This window comes from Streptomyces chromofuscus, assembly GCF_015160875.1.
Lineage (GTDB): Bacteria > Actinomycetota > Actinomycetes > Streptomycetales > Streptomycetaceae > Streptomyces > Streptomyces chromofuscus.
This window is the reverse complement of sequence record NZ_CP063374.1, coordinates 6,777,571-6,793,327: the sequence shown is the minus strand read 5'-3', so window position 1 is coordinate 6,793,327 and position 15,757 is coordinate 6,777,571. Positions and strand designations below refer to the sequence as shown.

Sequence of the window (15,757 nt, the reverse complement as noted above, 5' to 3'; positions counted from 1 at the left end):
CAGAAAACGGCCACTTCAGGGTACCCGCCCTGATATGAGCCCAGACGTCGACCTGACCGCCCTGAAACCCGGCCGCCACGCCCTGCGCGACTGGCTGCTCGCGCTGGACTGCCGGCTGTTCGAGTTCGCCGCCGCACGGCACTGGCCCGCCGCCGAGCCGATCCTGCCCCGGCTGAGCCGCAGCGCGAACCACGGGCTGCTGTGGTTCGCGACCGCCGGCGTCATCGCGGCCGGCCGCACCCCGAGGGCCCGCCGGGCCGCCGTCCGCGGGGTGGCCTCCCTGGCCCTCGCCTCGGCCACCATCAACACCGTGGGCAAGCGCAGCGTGCGCCGCTCCCGGCCGGTCCTCGACCCCGTGCCGGCCGTCCGCCATCTGAAGCGGCAGCCGATCACCACGTCCTTCCCGTCCGGCCACTCCGCCTCCGCCGCGGCGTTCGCCACCGGCGTGGCCATGGAGTCCCCGGCCTGGGGCGCGGTCGTCGCGCCGGTCGCGTTCTCGGTGGCCATGTCCCGCGTCTACACCGGCGTCCACTTCCCGAGCGACGTGCTGGCCGGCGCGGCCCTCGGCGCGGGTGCCGCCTTCGCCGCGCGCGGGCTGGTGCCGACCCGCGACCGGGCCGCGCTGCCGGCCCGGCCGCGCGCCGAGGCCCCGGCGCTGCCCGAGGGCGAGGGGCTGGTGGTCGTCGCCAACACGGCGGCGGGCAGCTCCGACCGGGTCCGGGCGCTGCGGGCCGGGCTGCCCCGGGCGGAGGTCGTCGAGTGCCTGCCCGAGGAGGTGCCGGACGAGTTGGAGAAGGCGGCCGCACGGGCCCGGGTGCTCGGCGTGTGCGGCGGCGACGGCACGGTCAACGCGGCTGCCGGGACGGCCCTGCGCCACCGGCTGCCGCTCGCGGTGCTGCCCGGCGGCACGCTCAACCACTTCGCCTACGACCTGGGCGTCGAGGACGCCCGGGCGCTGGCGCGGGCGGTCCAGCAGGGTGAGGCGGTCCGCGTGGACGTAGGCCGGTTCGTCTGCGGCGAGAAGCAGGGCGTCTTCGTCAACACGTGCAGCCTGGGCGTCTATCCGGAGCTGGTGCGCGAACGGGACCGGTGGGCGCACCGGATCGGCAGCTGGCCCGCGGGGGTGCTCGCGGCGCTGCGCGTGCTGCGCGCCGACCGGCATCCGCTGGAGGCCGAAGTCGGCGGCAGGGCGCGGCCGTTGTGGCTGCTGTTCGCCGGTAACGGCACCTACCACCGGATGGGACTGGCGCCGGCCCGCCGGATGGATCTCGCGGACGGGCAGCTCGACGTCCGGGTGGTGCACGGCGGTCGCAGGCCCGCCCTGCGGCTCCTCGCCGCCGCCCTCGCCGGCCCGCTGACCCGCTCCCCCGCCCACGCCGCCGTCCAGGTCGGCCGGCTGCGGCTCGCCGGTGTCGCTCCGGGGACGCTGCTCGCCTACGACGGCGAGGTCACCGAGGTGGAGGGCGAGGTGACGCTGGAGAAGGTGCCGGAGGCGCTGGCGGTCTACCGGCCGCTGCCGCAGCGGAGCTGACCTTCAGCCAGTCCATACTCTGAAACCTTCTGTCTCATCATTCGGCCCGGCGCGTACGGTGGGCGCGGCACGTGAACCGGTCCGACGAGAAGGGGTACCGCCATGCCGAAAGCGCAGGAGACCGCCGTCTACACGCACGGGCACCACGAATCCGTGCTCCGTTCGCACACCTGGCGGACGGCCGCCAACTCGGCGGCGTACCTCCTGGGCTCCCTGAGGCCGCACATGCGCATCCTGGACGTCGGCTGCGGTCCCGGCACCATCACCGCCGACCTGGCCGCGCTGGTCCCGGACGGACACGTCACGGGTGTGGACCGCGAGCCGGGCATCCTGGAGCAGGCGCGGGCCACGGCGGCCGAACGAGGGCTCACCAACGTCGACTTCGCGGTCGCCGACGTCCACGCGCTGGACTTCCCGGACGACACGTTCTGCGTCGTGCACGCCCATCAGGTTCTGCAGCACGTCGGCGATCCGGTGCAGGCGCTGCGCGAGATGGCGAGGGTGACGGGACCCGGTGGATTCGTCGCCGCCCGCGACGGGGACTATGCCGCGATGACCTGGTACCCCGCCTCACCCGGCCTGGACGACTGGCTCCGGCTGTACCGGCGGGTGGCCCGCGCCAACGGGGGCGAACCGGACGCCGGACGGCGGCTGAAGGCCTGGGCGCTGCGGGCGGGGCTCACCGACATCACGGCCACGTCCAGCACCTGGACCTTCTCGACGCCGGACGAGCGGGCGTGGTGGAGCGGCCTGTGGGCCGACCGGACACTGGCGTCGGACTACGCCCGGCGGGCCACCGAGGGCGGTCACGCCACCGACGAACGGTTGCGGGCCGTGGCGGAGGCCTGGCGGGAGTGGGGGAAAGCGGCCGACGGCTGGTTCGGCGTCCTGCACGGCGAGATCCTGTGCCGCAAGGAGGGCTGAGGGCTCCTCGGATTCCCGGTCCGCGGCACGACCGCGTCCGGCGGCAGGGGCCGCTGCCGGCGGTGGTGAACCGGCCCCGGGGTGTCCCTCCCGCGGCGGCTGTCACTCCCGCGGCAGCAGGGGTCCCAGCGGCCCGAGGTCCAGGTTCAGGTCCTCGGGCCGCAGACCGTAGCGCTCCCGCAGCTCCGTCATGCGGTCGTCGAGCAGCATCAGCGTGAGACCGATCCGCTCCTCCTGCTCCTCGCTCAGGTCGCCCTCGTCGAACCGGCGCAGCGCCTGCCGCTCCATCAGCTGGCGCAACAGCTCCACGACGGTCAGGACCAGCTTGACCAGGTCACGTTCGACCGTGTCCGGCTCCAGGTCGAGCCGCTTGCGGGGAGCCGTCACGTCGGATCACCCCAGGGGGAGGGCACCTGGGCGTTCACGGAGCTGATCAGCGCGTTGAGGTCGACGCGGACCAGGTCGACGTCCGCGATGCGCAGCGTGATGTCGCCGGTGATGACCACACCGCCGGCCAGCAGCCGGTCGAGCAGGTCCACCAGGGCGATCTCACGGCGTTCGATCACCGTCACGGCTTCTCCCCCGCGAAGGAGTAGGCCGCCCAGGGGCCGGTGAGCTCCACCCGGATTCCCGGCATCTCGTCCTTGGTGCGGTCCACGATCTCCACGAACTCCTCGGACTCGGCGCGCGGCACCAGGTAGGCCGCGTTCAGCACGTTGCGGCCCGAGGCCCCGGACAGCTGGGCGCTCTGCGGCGCGTGCAGCCGTGCGTCCTCGGCGTGCGCGGCGAGCCTCTCGTGCAGCCGTTCCGCGAACTCCTCCGCCTTGCGCAGCCCCGACTCACGTTCCCTGACACTCCTGCTGCGCCGTCGCAGATAGTCCCGCCCGGACATGGGCGTCCCGGCCGTCCGCCCGCTCTCCACGCCCGGGCCCGGCGGCGTCGCGGCGGGCTCGCCGGCCTCCGCGGACTGGCCGGGCGCCGGTTCGGCGTACACCTTCACGCCCCACTCCACCCGGCCCGTCAGCCGGTCCAGGGTGCGCAGGAAGTCGCCCTCGCGGGCCTCCAGCATCATCCTGACGCCGCTGTCGTCCCGGAAGACCGTGCCCAGCCGGAGCGGCAGCGGCGTCGTCACCGTGGTGAGCGCGTCGATGACGCCCTGGTGGGCACGGGCGGTGGCGGTGAGCCAGTCCAGGTCCTCCAGGTGGGCGTGCAGCGGCTCCTCGGCGAAGTCCCGCTCCGGCACCGAGCTGACCACCGCGACCAGGCCGCGGTGGTGCAGCAGCTTGGGCGGTGCGCCCGCGACACCCGTCAGCTGGGACTGCAGAGCCGCGCCGAAGGGGCGGCAGACGGCGTACACGTACCGCAGTCCGGTCATGGGCTCTCCTCCTGTGCGCGGCCGGTCTCCAGCGCCGCGAGCCGCTCGCGCAGCTCGGCGTTCTCCCGGGCCAGTTCCTTGCGGCGGGCGCCCGACGACAGGGCCGGGTCGTCCTCCCACCAGTCGATGCCCATCTCCTTCGCCTTGTCGACGGAGGCCACGATGAGCCGCAGCTTGATGGTGAGCAGCTCGATGTCGAGCAGGTTGATCCGGATGTCGCCGGCGATGACGACGCCCTTGTCGAGCACCCGCTCCAGGATGTCGGCGAGGTTGGCGCCGCCGTCGTGGCCGTAGGGGTCGGGCAGGCGGGTCGGTGACGTCATCGACGGCTCCGGGCCTCGGCGTACTCGTCCCGGTACTCGTCGTCGGTCTCCTCGTGCTCCTCGGGTTCCTCGTTCTCCTCGGTCTCGTTCTCCGGTCCGTGTTCCCCTTCCGCACGGGGTTCCCCGTCCTCGTACTCCTCCTCGGGTTCCCGGTCCTCGTCGTACTCCTCGTACTCGTCGTACCCGTCGTACCCGCCCTCGTCCCGCTCGGCGTCCTCCTCCTCGGCGACCGCCTCGTCGTGTCCGCGGACGACCTCGCCGTCGCGGATCTCCCCGCGCCAGCCGTCCTCCGCCTCACCACGCAGGGTGATGTGGCGGGCGAAGTTCTTCAGGTCGAGCCGGGCACGGCGGCCCTGGGCACGCCAGAGGTTGCCGGTCTTCTCGAACAGGCCCTTCGGGTAGTACTCGATCACCAGCAGGACCCTGGTGAGGTTGTCGGCGAGCCGGTGGAAGGAGACCACGCCCTTGGTGGTGCCCTTGGCGCCTTCCGAGGTCCAGGCGATCCGGTCGTCGGGGACCTGCTCGGTGGTGCGGGCCTTCCAGCTGCGGTTGGACCAGAAGACCTTCAGCTGCCAGTCCGAGGTGGTGTCGTCGGCGCGCTCCGCGCTCTTGACGCCCTTGGCGAAGGTGCTGAAGTCCTGGTAGCGGGTCCACTGGTCGTACGCCGTGCGCAGCGGCACCCCGACGTCGACGTACTCGATGATCACGGTGGGCCGGTGGCCGGAGCCGCCCATGCGCCCGCCCTTGCCGCCGGTCATGTTCTTGAACGCGCCGACCACGTTGTCCTTGGCCCGTGAGGCGCCGAGCTCCAGCGCCGCGCGCAGCGGGCCCTTGCCCTCGGCGAGCTTGCGGCCGCCGTCGAGGGCGAGCTTGGCGAAGCCGGGGCTGCGGCCCTCGGCGATGTCGTTCAGCCTGCCGGTGGTCTCGCCCAGCTTGCGGCCGAGGCCGGTGAGCACCCGGGTGGTCTGCGCGGCGAGGTACTCCTGCGCCTCCGCCTTCAGCCGGTCGGCGGCCTCGCTGTGGGCCACCTCGGAGAGCGGGTTGCCGCGGGCCGCACGGCCCGCCGTGGACGTGGCCGATCCGAGGGTGTCGGTCATCGGTCACCGCCTCCCTTCGGTATCCGGGCGGCGCCGCGCGCGGAGGCCGTCTTCCGTGCCGCCGTCTTGCCCGAGGCGGCGGTCTTGCGGGCGGCGGTCCGCTTGGCGGCGGCCTTCTTCGCCGGGGCCGCCTTGCGCGCGGGCGCCTTGTCGGCGGCCTTCTTCGCCGCCCCCTTCTTCGCCCCGGCCCGCTCGGCCGGGGACTCCTCCGGATCCGCCGTGCCGCGAGCCTCGTCACGGGAGCGTCCGGCGTCCGGTTCGTCGTCGTACCGCTCGTCGTCGTCCGGCTCCGCGTGGCCCTCGTCGTCGTAGCGGTCCTCGTCGTAGCGGTCCTCGTCGTCGTAATCGAGTTGCCGTCGCCCCGGCACGACACCGCTCAGCCGCTCCCGCACGCCCGCCGTCCGGTCGTGCAGACGGTCGGCGAGCGCGTCGAGCCGCCGCTCCACCAGGGCGCCCGTCGCCGCGCCGCCCACGCCCCGCAGGTCCTGACGGAGCTGGTCTCCGATCTCCTTGAACTGCGGATTGTCGCGCAGCTGCCCGGAGACCAGTTCCGCGAGCGCCCGCGGGCCCAGGTTCATCCGCTTGCCGGCGACGAGCGTGCCGACGGCGAACGCCAGTTTCAGTTTCCTCGTCCGTCCGAGGACGTATCCGGCCCCTACCGCGAGGCCCAGTCCCACTCGGTTCATGGTGTTGTCCCGTTGCCCGTTCCCGCGCGGTTGCGCGAAGCGATCTCCAGCCGGTCGAGGAGTTCGTCCTCCTCCCGGTCGAACTCCTCCTCACTGATCTCCCCGGCCTCCAGCCGTTCCTCCAGCCGGGCCAGCTCGGCCCGGATCGTGGCGGGGTCGTAGTAGATCCGCTCCGCCTCGTGGAGCACCTGTCCGATGGCCCAGGCGCTGCCGCGCACCGGGGCGAACGGCAGCAGCAGCACCTCCGAGATCAGGCCCATGTCCTCACCCGGCCCCGGTCTCCGCGCCGCCGGCCGTGCTGCCCGCCGGCTCGGCGGGGCCGGGCTCGACGAAGCTGTACGGGGGCAGCGGGCCGTTCACCCGCACCTCCAGGTGCGGCAGGTCCTTGCGGGCCTGCTCCACGGCGGCCAGGAAGTTCTCCGCCGACCCCCGGTCCACGAGGAACGACACGTTGGCCAGCCAGCCGGTGGACTCCGGGCCCACGCTGACCGCCTCCGCGACCGGCTCCAGGGCCTGCTGGAGCGCGTGGGCGTCCCCGGCCTCCTTGGCCTTGACCGCGGCCGCGACCATCTCTCCGAGCCGGATCTTGTCCTCGTAACTGCCGCCCCCGGACGTGCGGTTGGCCTCGGCGAGCGCGCGGATCTCGGGGCTCTCGGCCATCACGTGGTGCAGGACCGCTTCCTCGACGTGGTTGGCCTTGATGTTGTACTCGATGCGCCCGTCCAGTGCTGTCAGGCGCTCCTTGTAGTGCTCGGCGCGCTCGGCGAGCACGCCCGTGACCGCCGTGTCGTCCTGAGCGACGCTGCCGAACCGCATCGGCAGCACGCATCCGGCCGACCCGGCCTCCGCGAGCACGTTCTGATGGGCCAGCAGATCCTTGCGCTTGGGGCGCAGCCCCTCGGGCGCGTCGCTGACGATCGCCGCCAGGTCGCCCTCCTTCAGGATGCGCACGGGCCGGGCCGGGTCGCCGACGCCGCCCATGCCGTCGGGGAGGGCGGGGTGCGCGCTCGCGGTGATGCCGTAGACGTAGGTGCTCACTCCTGCTCCTCCCTGCGGCGCGTGGACGTGGTCCTGCGGGCGCGCGGCCGGGGCTCGGCCTCACCCTCGTCGCGGGCCTGCTTGAAGGCGTCGGATATGGTCTGCGCGGCGCCGGACAGCGCGCCCTTGGACTTGCCGCGCGCGCCGGACTCGGTGATCTGACCGACGACGTCGGGCAGGCCGGGGCTCTTGCGCGGGCCGGCCTCCAGGTCGAGCCGGTTGCACGCCTCGGCGAAGCGCAGGTAGGTGTCGACGCTGGCGACGACGACCCGGACGTCGATCTTCAGGATCTCGATGCCGACCAGGGAGACGCGGACGAAGGCGTCGATCACGAGCCCCCTGTCGAGAACGAGTTCAAGCACGTCGTAGAGGCCGCTGCTGCCGCCTCCACCGCCGGTCTGCTGTGCCGGTACAACGGTCATGCCGGCTGTTCCTCCTATCCGTTGGGTGTGGCTCCGGGTGGGCGGCCTAGCGGCCGCCCGGCCTGTGTGAGTCGGCCCGCCCGCGCTCGTAACGGCGAACGCGCCGGTAGCCGGTGAGCTGTCCGTCGGGGTCCAGGTCGACCTGGTAGCTCGCCATCAGGCTCATCGTGTCGGGCACCCGGGGCAGTTCGAGGACCTCGACCTCCAAGGACCAGCCGTCCTCGGTCTGTTCGAAGGACGACACGTTCTCGGGGGCCATACCGGTGAGCTCCGCCAGCTGAGTGCGCGCGTTGCGCAGTACCTGCATGGGGCTCGGCCGGTCGTCCGCCGGACTGTCGTCCTGCTCCTTGGGGGAGTTACGTGAATTCTGCGAATCTGACGTGTTCTTTGTGTTCGACATGGCCACCTCGAACTTCGGGTGGCCGCTGCTTCGTTGGCCAAACCTTCTGAAGGCGCACGCTTTCGCGGCCGGGCGCATCACGCCTGCGCAGGGGCGGTGCATGTGTCGCCCACGCACACCTGGTGCTGCGCGGGTTCAGCCGCGCAGGGCGTTGAGCCTGCGCCGGGCCGGCCCGAGGGAGCGGCCGCGGTTCGGCACGCCGGCCCAGGGGTTGGTGCGTGCCTGGTCGACGGCGTCGGCGAGGGTCCAGCGGCGCGGGCCGAAGCCAGGGTGGTCGAGCTGGTCCCAGGCCACGGGCACGGCGACCGGCGCGCCGGGCCGGGCCCGTACGGAGAAGGGCACGACGGCGGTCTGCGCGTAGCCGTTGCGCTGCACGTCGAGGTAGAGCCGCTCGCCGCGGTCCTTCTTGCGGGCGGCGGTGGTGAGCCGGTCGGGGTGCGCGGCGGCCAGGGTGTCGGCGACGTCCCGGGCGAACGCGCGCACCTCGTCGAAGTCGTGGTGCCCGTTGAGCGGCACGACGACATGCAGTCCGCGCGAGCCGGTGGTCATCAGCGCCGACGGCAGCCTCAGTTCGTCGAGCAGGTCCGCGAGCTGCCAGGCGGCCTCGCGCACGGGCGCGAAGGAGTCGCCGGAGGGGTCCAGGTCGAACACCATGCGGTCCGGCCGGTCGAGCCGGTCGGACCGGGAGAGCCAGCGGTGCAGCGTGAGGCACGCCTGGTCGGCGAGGTGGACGAGGGTGGCGGCGTCGTCGCAGACGGTGTGGCGGACGGTGCCGCCCTCCTTGGGCACCTCGACGCGGGTGATCCACTCCGGGTAGCTCTCCGGCGTGTTCTTCTGCATGAATTGGGGGCCGTCGAGGCCGTCCGGATGCCGCTGGAGCATCAGCGGACGGCCCCGCAGGTGCGGCAGCATGAACGGCGCGACGGCCCGGTAGTAGTCGACGAGGTCCCGCTTGGTGTACTCCTTGGCCTCGCCGCCGCCGGGGAAGAGCAGCTTGTCCGGCCGGTGCACCTCGACCGTGCGCCGGCCCGCCCGCACGGTGACGGCGTCGGCACCGCTCACCGTACGACCGCCTGCTCCACCAGCAGTTGGACGGCGGCGGCGATGGACTCGGCGTCGATGCCCGCGGCGTGCAGCTGCTCGTCGGGCGCGGCGGACCCCGGCATCGTCCGCACCGCGAGACGCACCAGCCGGGGCACGGGACGGCCGTCGAGGAAGGCGTCGAGGACCGCGTCACCGAGACCGCCCTCCTCGTGGTGGTCCTCGACGGTGATGAGGCAGCCGGTGTCCTCGGCGGCCTGACGCAACGTCAGCCGGTCGACGGGCTTGACCGAATACAGGTCGATCACCCGCACCTGGATGCCCTCGCGGTCCAGCGCGCCGGCGGCGGCCAGCGCCTCGGGGACGGTGACGCCCGCCGCGACCAGGGTCAGCCGGTCGGTCCCGGAGGAGCGCAGCACCTTGCTGCCGCCCACCGGGAACTCCTCGTCGGGTCCGTAGATCACCCTGCTCCTGCCGCGCGAGGTGCGCAGGTAGCGGATGCCGTCCAGGTCGGCCATGGCGGCGACGAGCCGGGCGGTCTGGTTGGCGTCGCACGGGTACAGCACGGTCGAGCCGTGCACGGCCCGGAACATCGCCAGGTCCTCCAGGCCCATCTGCGAGGGCCCGTCCTGCCCGATCGCGACGCCCGCGTGCGAACCGACCAGGTTGATCCCGGCCCCGCTGACGGAGGCCATGCGGACGAAGTCGTACGCACGCGTGAGGAAGGCCGCGAACGAGGAGGCGTACGGCACCCAGCCGCGCGTGGACAGGCCCACCGCGGCGGCGACCATCTGCTGCTCGGCGATGTAGCACTCGAAGAAGCGCTCGGGGTACTCCTTGGCGAAGGCCTCGGCCCGTGTGGAGTCGCTGACCTCGCCGTCGAGGGCGACGACGTCCTCGCGTCCGGCGCCGAGGGCGGCCAGTGCCTTGCCGTAGGCGTCCCGGGTCGCCACCTCCTCGCCCAGGTCGAAGCGGGGCAGCTCGACGTGCTTCTCGCCGACGGCGTGCAGCAGGCGCGCGGCGGGCGGCTCCTGCACCGTGACGCGCAGCTCGCGGCGGCCGCCGAGTTCGGCGATGGCCTCGTCGGCGTCGGGCAGCGGCTTGCCGTGCAGCCCCTCACGGTCCTGGACGGCCTCGACGCCCTTGCCCTTGAAGGTGCGGGCGAGGACGGCGGTCGGCTGGCCCTTGGTCGAGATGGCCTCCCCGTACGCCCGGTCGATCGCGTCCACGTCGTGCCCGTCGATCTCGATGGTGTGCCAGCCGAAGGCCTGGAAGCGGCGGGCGTAGGCGTCGAGGTCGTGGCCGTGCCGGGTGGGTCCGCGCTGGCCCAGCCGGTTGACGTCGACGATCGCGGTGAGGTTGTCCAGGTGCTCGAACGCGGCGTGCTCGGCGGCCTCCCACACGGAGCCCTCGGCCAGCTCACTGTCCCCGCACAGCACCCACACCCGGTAGTCCGTGCGGTCGAGCCGCCCGCCGGACAGGGCGATCCCCACGCCGACCGGCAGGCCCTGCCCCAACGATCCGGTGGCCGTCTCGACCCACGGCAGCCGCTGCGGTGTCGGGTGCCCCTCGAGCCGGCTGCCCAGCGCCCGGAAGGTGAGCAGCTCCGCGTCGTCGACGGCGCCGGCCGCCTTGTAGGCCGAGTACAGCAGCGGCGAGGCGTGTCCCTTGGACAGCACGAAGCGGTCGTTGCCCGGGTGGTCCGGACGCTCGAAGTCGTAGCGCAGGTGGTTGGCCAGGAGTACGGCCATCAGGTCGGCGGCGGACATCGACGACGTCGGATGCCCGGAACCTGCGGCGGCGGAGACCCGCACGCTGTCCACGCGCAGCTGCTGGCCCAGCTCGACGAGTTCACGGGTGTTCATCGGTCTCCTTCGTCGGGGGTGTCGGTGCGCTTCACGGGGCCCGGGGCGGGGTGGTCCGCGCCGGGCTCGCCGGCGGGCCCGCCCTCGGGCGGCTCCTCGCCGGGCTGGTTGCGGGCCGGTTCGCCGCCGGGCTGGTTCTTCGCGGGCTCCTGTCCCGGCCGGTTCCTCGCGGAGTCGGCGTCGGCGTCGGGGGACGCCGCGGCGCCGGGTCCCTTCCGGGCGCCACCGGCGGTCCCGGACCGCGGCTCCGCCCCGTTCGGCACGCGCACCAGCTCCGGCGACGACGTGTCCAGCGGCACCGACCAGGAGCGGACGAGCCCCAACTGCACGGCCTGGCGCGGCAGCATCGCGTCCAGCAGCCAGTCCGCGGCCACCCGCACCCGGTTCCCCGGCATGGCGGCGAGGTGATAGCCGCGGGTGACCGCGCCGGCGGCGATCCCGGACAGCGGCACGCCCAGCGGGTTCGCCGCCGCCTTGGCACCGCCCAGGTCCACCACGAAGCCCAGGTCCCGGTGCCGGTAGGCCCGCCGCTCCCCCACCCCGAACGACGCGGCGATGTTGAGGGCGCACACCTTGCCGTGGCGCCAGGCGTGCTGTGCCGTCATCGGCGTGTACTGACCGGGGTTGTCGAGGTCGGGCACGGCGGCGGCGTCCCCGACGGCGAACACCTCGGGGCGGCCCGGCACCTGCAGGTACGGGTCGACGAGCAGCCGCCCGCGTTCCATGGGCAGTTCGAGGGACTGGGCGAGGGGGTCGGGCCGGACGCCCACGCACCACACGAGCGTGCGGGTCTCGACGTACTCGCCGTCGGTGAGCAGCACCCCGCCGTGCGTGGCCTCCTTCACGGAGGTCCCCATCCGCACGTCGACACCGCGCTGCCGCAGCACCCGGTCGGCGGTGCGGGAGAGCCGTTCGTCCAACTCGGGCAGGACCCGCGGGGCGATGTCCAGCAGGATCCAGCGGGGCCGCATGCCCTCGCGCAGGGGCTGCTTGCGCACCTGCGCGTCGGTGAACATCTGCCCGTGCGCGGCGACCTCGGTCCCGGTGTAGCCGGCGCCGACCACCACGAAGGTGCAGCGAGAGGCACAGCTCTTGGGGTCGGCGGCGGCGGCCGCCAGTTCCACCTGCCGGGTCACGTGGTCGCGCAGGTACAGCGCCTCGGGCAGGCCGCGGAAGCCGTGCGCGTGCTCGGCGACGCCGGGGATGGGCAACAGTTTGTTGACGCTGCCGGCGGCGAGCACCAGCCGGTCGTACTCCAGCGTGCCGCTCCCGCCCTCGGGGTCGGAGTAGTGCACGGTCCGCGCGTCGAGGTCGATGCCGTCGGCCTCGCCGAGGACGAGCCGCACCCGTGGCAGGGTGCTGGAGATGGAGACGGTCACCCGGCGCGGCTCCAGGATCCCGGCGGCCACCTGGGGCAGCAGCGGCAGATACAGAAAGTAGTCGGTCGGGTTGAGCAGGGTGATGTCGGCCTTGCCCCGGGACAGCCGCGACAGTTCGCGGGCCGTCCGGTAGCCGGCGAAGCCGGCACCGACGATCACGATGCGGGGTCGACTCACGGTTTCGCCTCCGGCGGTCGTCTCGTACGAGGTTTTCCGCGTCCCCCTGGTCAGGGCACCCAAACCCGGGCGGACCCCCCGTTCGGCCGGGCGTTTGCCGCCCCGGAGGCCGGTTACCCGGCCGGCGACCTGCCCCGCAGCGCCTGACGCGGAGGTGCCGCCCATGCCCGAGTACGGCTGTTTCCTGTCCTGTGAGGAGTTCGGCCCCGCGGAGTTGGTGGAGCAGGCGCGGATGGCCGAGCAGGCCGGATTCGAGTCCCTGTGGATCTCGGACCACTACCACCCGTGGAACGACGCCCAGGGGCAGAGCCCGTTCGTGTGGTCGGTGATCGGCGCGATCTCCCAGGCGGTGTCCCTGCCGGTCGAGACGGCGGTGACCTGCCCGACGGTCCGCATCCACCCGGCGGTGGTGGCGCAGGCCGCCGCGACCAGCGCGGTGCTGACCAACGGGCGGTTCCGCCTGGGCGTGGGCACGGGCGAGGCGCTCAACGAGCACATCCTCGGCCACACCTGGCCGCCCGCCTCCGTCCGGATGGACATGCTGGAGGAGGCCGTCCAGGTGATGCGCAAGCTGTTCACGGGCGACGAGATCAGCCACTACGGGACGCACTACACGGTGGAGAACGCCCGCCTGTACACGGTCCCCGACGAGCCCGTCCCGATCGACATCTCCGGCTTCGGCCCGAAGGCGACGGCCCTCGCGGCGCGCGTGGGCGACGGCTACATCACGATGACGCCGGAGCAGTCGATGGTGGAGCAGTTCCGCAAGGGCGGCGGGGGCGGGAAGCCGGTGAGCGGCGGGACGAAGGTCTGCTACGGCACCGACCGCGACGAGGCGGTCCGCACGGTCCGCCGACTGTGGTCGAACGAGCTGCTGCCCGGCGAGATGGGTCAGGTCCTGCCCTCGCCGCGCCACTTCGAGCAGCTCCAGCCGCTGGTCACCGAGGACATGATCCGGGAGAACACGGTCTGCGGCGACGACGTCGACGAGCACGTGCGCGCGCTCGGCGCGTTCGCCGAGGCGGGCTTCGACCGGATCTACGTCAACCAGATCGGCCCGGACCAGCGCGCCTTCTTCGACTTCTACCGCGCGAAGGTGCTGCCCCAACTCCAGCAGAGCCGCTGACCGCGGACCGGCCGGCTGCGACGGGATCGCCGGCGACAGGGTGAGCCGGTCGCCCCGCGCGACGGAGCCGCCGCCGTGGCCCGGCCCGCTCTCCGGTCACGACGACGGTCAAGCTCCGTTCGGTGGGTCTGCGCACCCCCTGTCAGGCCCGGTGGTGCGGGTTCTCGGGGTCGATGCGGTCCGGCCGCAGCAGCGGGCCCGGTGCCGGGGCGCCCGGCCCCGGCGTGTCCGCCCCCGGCGCGTCGGTCGGCGCGGTGGCCCGCCCGGGCGGGGTGGGCGGTGCGGACGGCACCGGCGGGTACGGCGCGTTGCCGGGGCCGACGGGCGGGGCGGCGCCGTGCGCGCGGTCCGCCGCCATTTCGGCGCGCCCGTGCGGCGTCCCGGGGGCGTGCGGCCTGGCCGCGCCGCGCAGCAGGTAGGCGACCACGGCGAGGATCGCCGCGGTGATCAGCGCGGCGGCCCAGTCGGGCAGCACGGCGGCGAGCGCCAGGCCGACCGCCAGGGCGACGGCCGCGCCCGCGTACAGCGCGACGGCTCCGGACGCGGCGTACAGCGTGGCCTTGCGCCGCTGCTTGCGGGTCTGCTGTCGCAGTTCGTCGCGGATCGTCTCCCGCGCGACCTGTGCCAGCTCGTCCACCAGGTGCTTGTCCAGGTGCTCCAGATGATCCATGCGGTCCATGGCGGTCGGGTACCCGTGGCCACCTCCGCGTAACGCCACCTCCCGGGGGGTATGCGCCCCGCACGCCCTGGCCGGGGCGAGACCGCGCCTGCCCTCCCTCAGGACGTGGGACGCGGCGGGCCTGCCCTCCCTCAGGACGTGGGACGCGGCGGGCCTGCCCTCCCTCAAGGCGTGGGAGACCGCGTCCGGAAGTCGTACCGTCCGGGCGGCGGGCGGCAGCAGCCCGGCCTCGACGAGCGCGAACCGGCCTCCGGCCCCAACGCGGCGGCGGTCAGGATTGCGCAACGGCGCCCGCGCCTGCGTCCGTGCGCCGCTCGCCCGCCGTGCCCTGTTCGGTCACCGGCCTCGACGCCGGTTGGATCAACTGCCGTGGCGCATCTCGGCGGTGAGCGCCCAGCGTTCGTGGTCCCGCCAGGCGCCGTCGATGAAGAGCATGTTCGGCGAGAAGCCCTCCAGGCGGAACCCGCAGGCGCGGGCCAGGGCGATGGACGCGGCGTTGCCGGGCTGCACGTTGATCTCCAGCCGGTGCAGCCGCAGCGGCCCGAAGGCGTGGTCGATCACCAGGTTCAGCCCTTCGCGCATCAGGCCCCGCCCGGCGGCGTGCGCGAAGGCGCCGTATCCGAGAGCACCGCTCTGGAACGCGCCGCGGACGATGTTGTTGATGTTGATGTATCCGGCGAGGGCGCCCGTGTCCCTCTCGCAGACCAGGAACCCGGCCTTCGTCGGGTCCTTGATCAGCCGGCCCGCGTAGTGGATGTAGTCCTCGGCGGTGTCCGGCGGGAAGAGCCACGGCTGGTGCAGGTCCTTGCTCTCGCGGACCCGCGCGGTGAACTCCGCGCCGTCCTCGTGGGTGAAGTGGCGTATGCCCACGCGGGGGCCCTGCGCCAGGTAACGGGACGCGATGTGCGGCATTCCGCCACCCTACGACCGGCCGTGGACCGCCGCCCCGCCCGGTGACCGGCAGCCCGGCACAGCGCGCCGACGGGTCAGTCGCGGACCACCGGCAGCCGAAGCACCCCGGTGTCGTCGGGCGCGCCGACCACGGTCACCGGTTTGACGCCCCCGTTGCCGAAGTACGCCCCGTCACTGGCGGCGATCAGGAATCGCAGCCGGTGCCCCCGCTCGTGGCGGTGCACGATCGTCGGCAGCGTCACCGTGAACGGCTTGCGCACGTCCGGCACCCGGACCGGCGCGACCAGCCGGTGGACCGGTCTGGGTGCCGTCCGGGGCGACGTCGTACAGCTTGGCGAACAGCACCAGCTTGTCGGCGGCGTCGCCGGACGTCTGCGTCCGCTCGGCCTGCGGCGAGAGGACCCTCAGCCTGGCCCGGGGCGCTCCCACGACGTCCACGGCCCGCGCGAGCGGCGCACCGGTCCAGGCCAGGTAGGTGCCCCTGGTGTCGTACGGCGCCGGGTCCGGCAGCCCGATCAGCCCGGCCAGGGAGGCCTCCGAGTGGCTGGGTGCACTGGCCGGTCGCGGCGGTGGCGGGAACGGTGAGGGCGAGGGGTGCGGTGAGCACGGCGCCGAGGAGGGCGGCGCGGGACCTGGGCACACGTCGGGACACGAGACCTCCACGCTGAGGACAACCCGCACACCGGCCCGTGCGGACTGGCCGGTTGTCATGCTGTGACACGTGTCAGACGGGGTGAATCACCGTAAAGGACGTTTCTTGACGGCGTTTCAGTTCCGTCGGC

At 73.4% G+C, this 15,757-nt stretch carries 18 protein-coding genes and 1 pseudogene; 3 read left to right on the top strand and 16 right to left on the bottom strand.

Going from position 1 to position 15,757, the window contains the following annotated elements; translation table 11 throughout:
* Nucleotides 1-34: 34 nt before the first annotated feature.
* Both IPT68_RS30530 and IPT68_RS30525 read left to right on the top strand, forming a co-directional pair.
* A complete protein-coding gene (locus tag IPT68_RS30530; RefSeq protein WP_189698225.1) occupies nucleotides 35-1,531 on the top strand; it encodes a bifunctional phosphatase PAP2/diacylglycerol kinase family protein in 1,497 nt (498 codons plus the stop codon).
* Between the two features lie 102 nt (nucleotides 1,532-1,633).
* Entirely contained in the window at nucleotides 1,634-2,455 is an 822-nt protein-coding gene (locus tag IPT68_RS30525; RefSeq protein WP_189698226.1) for a methyltransferase domain-containing protein, read from the top strand.
* A gap of 102 nt (nucleotides 2,456-2,557) precedes the next feature.
* Here the strand turns inward: IPT68_RS30525 and IPT68_RS30520 are convergent, their stop codons facing one another.
* The 13 genes from IPT68_RS30520 to IPT68_RS30460 all read right to left on the bottom strand — a co-directional run bounded on the left by IPT68_RS30520 (nucleotide 2,558) and on the right by IPT68_RS30460 (nucleotide 12,258).
* Nucleotides 2,558-2,842 carry a gas vesicle protein K gene (locus IPT68_RS30520; RefSeq protein WP_180686887.1) on the bottom strand — a complete coding sequence of 95 codons (285 nt, stop codon included), beginning with the start codon at nucleotides 2,840-2,842 and terminating at the stop codon, nucleotides 2,558-2,560.
* On the bottom strand, nucleotides 2,839-3,027 hold the full coding sequence (locus IPT68_RS30515) for a gas vesicle protein (RefSeq protein ID WP_189698227.1): 189 nt from the start codon (nucleotides 3,025-3,027) through the stop codon (nucleotides 2,839-2,841). The genes IPT68_RS30520 and IPT68_RS30515 overlap by 4 nt, the downstream gene beginning before the upstream one ends.
* A complete protein-coding gene (locus IPT68_RS30510; protein WP_189698228.1) occupies nucleotides 3,024-3,830 on the bottom strand; it encodes a GvpL/GvpF family gas vesicle protein in 807 nt (268 codons plus the stop codon). Before IPT68_RS30510 ends, IPT68_RS30515 begins: the two co-directional genes overlap by 4 nt.
* A complete protein-coding gene (locus IPT68_RS30505) occupies nucleotides 3,827-4,153 on the bottom strand; it encodes a gas vesicle protein (RefSeq protein ID WP_189698229.1) in 327 nt (108 codons plus the stop codon). Before IPT68_RS30505 ends, IPT68_RS30510 begins: the two co-directional genes overlap by 4 nt.
* Entirely contained in the window at nucleotides 4,150-5,250 is a 1,101-nt protein-coding gene (locus IPT68_RS30500; RefSeq protein WP_189698230.1) for an SRPBCC family protein, read from the bottom strand. The genes IPT68_RS30505 and IPT68_RS30500 overlap by 4 nt, the downstream gene beginning before the upstream one ends.
* Nucleotides 5,247-5,936 (bottom strand): DNA primase, encoded by a 690-nt coding sequence (locus tag IPT68_RS30495; RefSeq protein WP_189698231.1) that lies wholly within the window; start codon nucleotides 5,934-5,936, stop codon nucleotides 5,247-5,249. Before IPT68_RS30495 ends, IPT68_RS30500 begins: the two co-directional genes overlap by 4 nt.
* Complete coding sequence (locus IPT68_RS30490; protein WP_189698232.1) at nucleotides 5,933-6,196, bottom strand: gas vesicle protein GvpG; 264 nt, start codon at nucleotides 6,194-6,196, stop codon at nucleotides 5,933-5,935. The genes IPT68_RS30495 and IPT68_RS30490 overlap by 4 nt, the downstream gene beginning before the upstream one ends.
* Nucleotides 6,197-6,200: 4 nt before the next feature.
* Nucleotides 6,201-6,974: a GvpL/GvpF family gas vesicle protein gene (locus IPT68_RS30485; RefSeq protein WP_189698233.1), complete on the bottom strand. Its 774-nt coding sequence runs from the start codon at nucleotides 6,972-6,974 to the stop codon at nucleotides 6,201-6,203.
* Nucleotides 6,971-7,396, bottom strand: coding sequence for a gas vesicle structural protein GvpA (locus IPT68_RS30480; protein ID WP_189698234.1), 426 nt, complete (start codon nucleotides 7,394-7,396; stop codon nucleotides 6,971-6,973). The genes IPT68_RS30485 and IPT68_RS30480 overlap by 4 nt, the downstream gene beginning before the upstream one ends.
* Before the next feature lie 46 nt (nucleotides 7,397-7,442).
* A complete protein-coding gene (locus tag IPT68_RS30475; protein ID WP_189698235.1) occupies nucleotides 7,443-7,796 on the bottom strand; it encodes a gas vesicle protein GvpO in 354 nt (117 codons plus the stop codon).
* 135 nt (nucleotides 7,797-7,931) lie between these two features.
* Nucleotides 7,932-8,858 (bottom strand): non-homologous end-joining DNA ligase, encoded by a 927-nt coding sequence (gene ligD / locus IPT68_RS30470; protein ID WP_189698236.1) that lies wholly within the window; start codon nucleotides 8,856-8,858, stop codon nucleotides 7,932-7,934.
* Nucleotides 8,855-10,702 carry a transketolase gene (locus IPT68_RS30465; RefSeq protein WP_189698237.1) on the bottom strand — a complete coding sequence of 616 codons (1,848 nt, stop codon included), beginning with the start codon at nucleotides 10,700-10,702 and terminating at the stop codon, nucleotides 8,855-8,857. The genes ligD and IPT68_RS30465 overlap by 4 nt, the downstream gene beginning before the upstream one ends.
* Nucleotides 10,699-12,258, bottom strand: a complete 1,560-nt coding sequence (locus tag IPT68_RS30460; protein ID WP_189698238.1) for an NAD(P)/FAD-dependent oxidoreductase — start codon at nucleotides 12,256-12,258, stop codon at nucleotides 10,699-10,701. The genes IPT68_RS30465 and IPT68_RS30460 overlap by 4 nt, the downstream gene beginning before the upstream one ends.
* Nucleotides 12,259-12,421: 163 nt before the next feature.
* Here IPT68_RS30460 and IPT68_RS30455 point away from each other — a divergent pair, with 163 nt between their 5' ends.
* The gene (locus IPT68_RS30455) at nucleotides 12,422-13,384 is read left to right on the top strand and encodes an LLM class F420-dependent oxidoreductase (RefSeq protein WP_189698239.1); all 963 of its coding nucleotides are present in this window, start codon (nucleotides 12,422-12,424) and stop codon (nucleotides 13,382-13,384) included.
* 142 nt (nucleotides 13,385-13,526) lie between these two features.
* Here IPT68_RS30455 and IPT68_RS30450 read toward each other — a convergent pair whose 3' ends face one another.
* The 3 genes and pseudogenes from IPT68_RS30450 to IPT68_RS30440 form a co-directional block, all read right to left on the bottom strand.
* Entirely contained in the window at nucleotides 13,527-14,063 is a 537-nt protein-coding gene (locus IPT68_RS30450) for a phage holin family protein (RefSeq protein WP_189698240.1), read from the bottom strand.
* 360 nt (nucleotides 14,064-14,423) lie between these two features.
* Nucleotides 14,424-14,975 carry a GNAT family N-acetyltransferase gene (locus IPT68_RS30445; RefSeq protein WP_189698241.1) on the bottom strand — a complete coding sequence of 184 codons (552 nt, stop codon included), beginning with the start codon at nucleotides 14,973-14,975 and terminating at the stop codon, nucleotides 14,424-14,426.
* A 74-nt stretch (nucleotides 14,976-15,049) separates the two neighbouring features.
* A pseudogene (locus IPT68_RS30440) lies at nucleotides 15,050-15,521 on the bottom strand (CocE/NonD family hydrolase C-terminal non-catalytic domain-containing protein); the annotation flags it as partial.
* Nucleotides 15,522-15,757 lie beyond the last annotated feature (236 nt).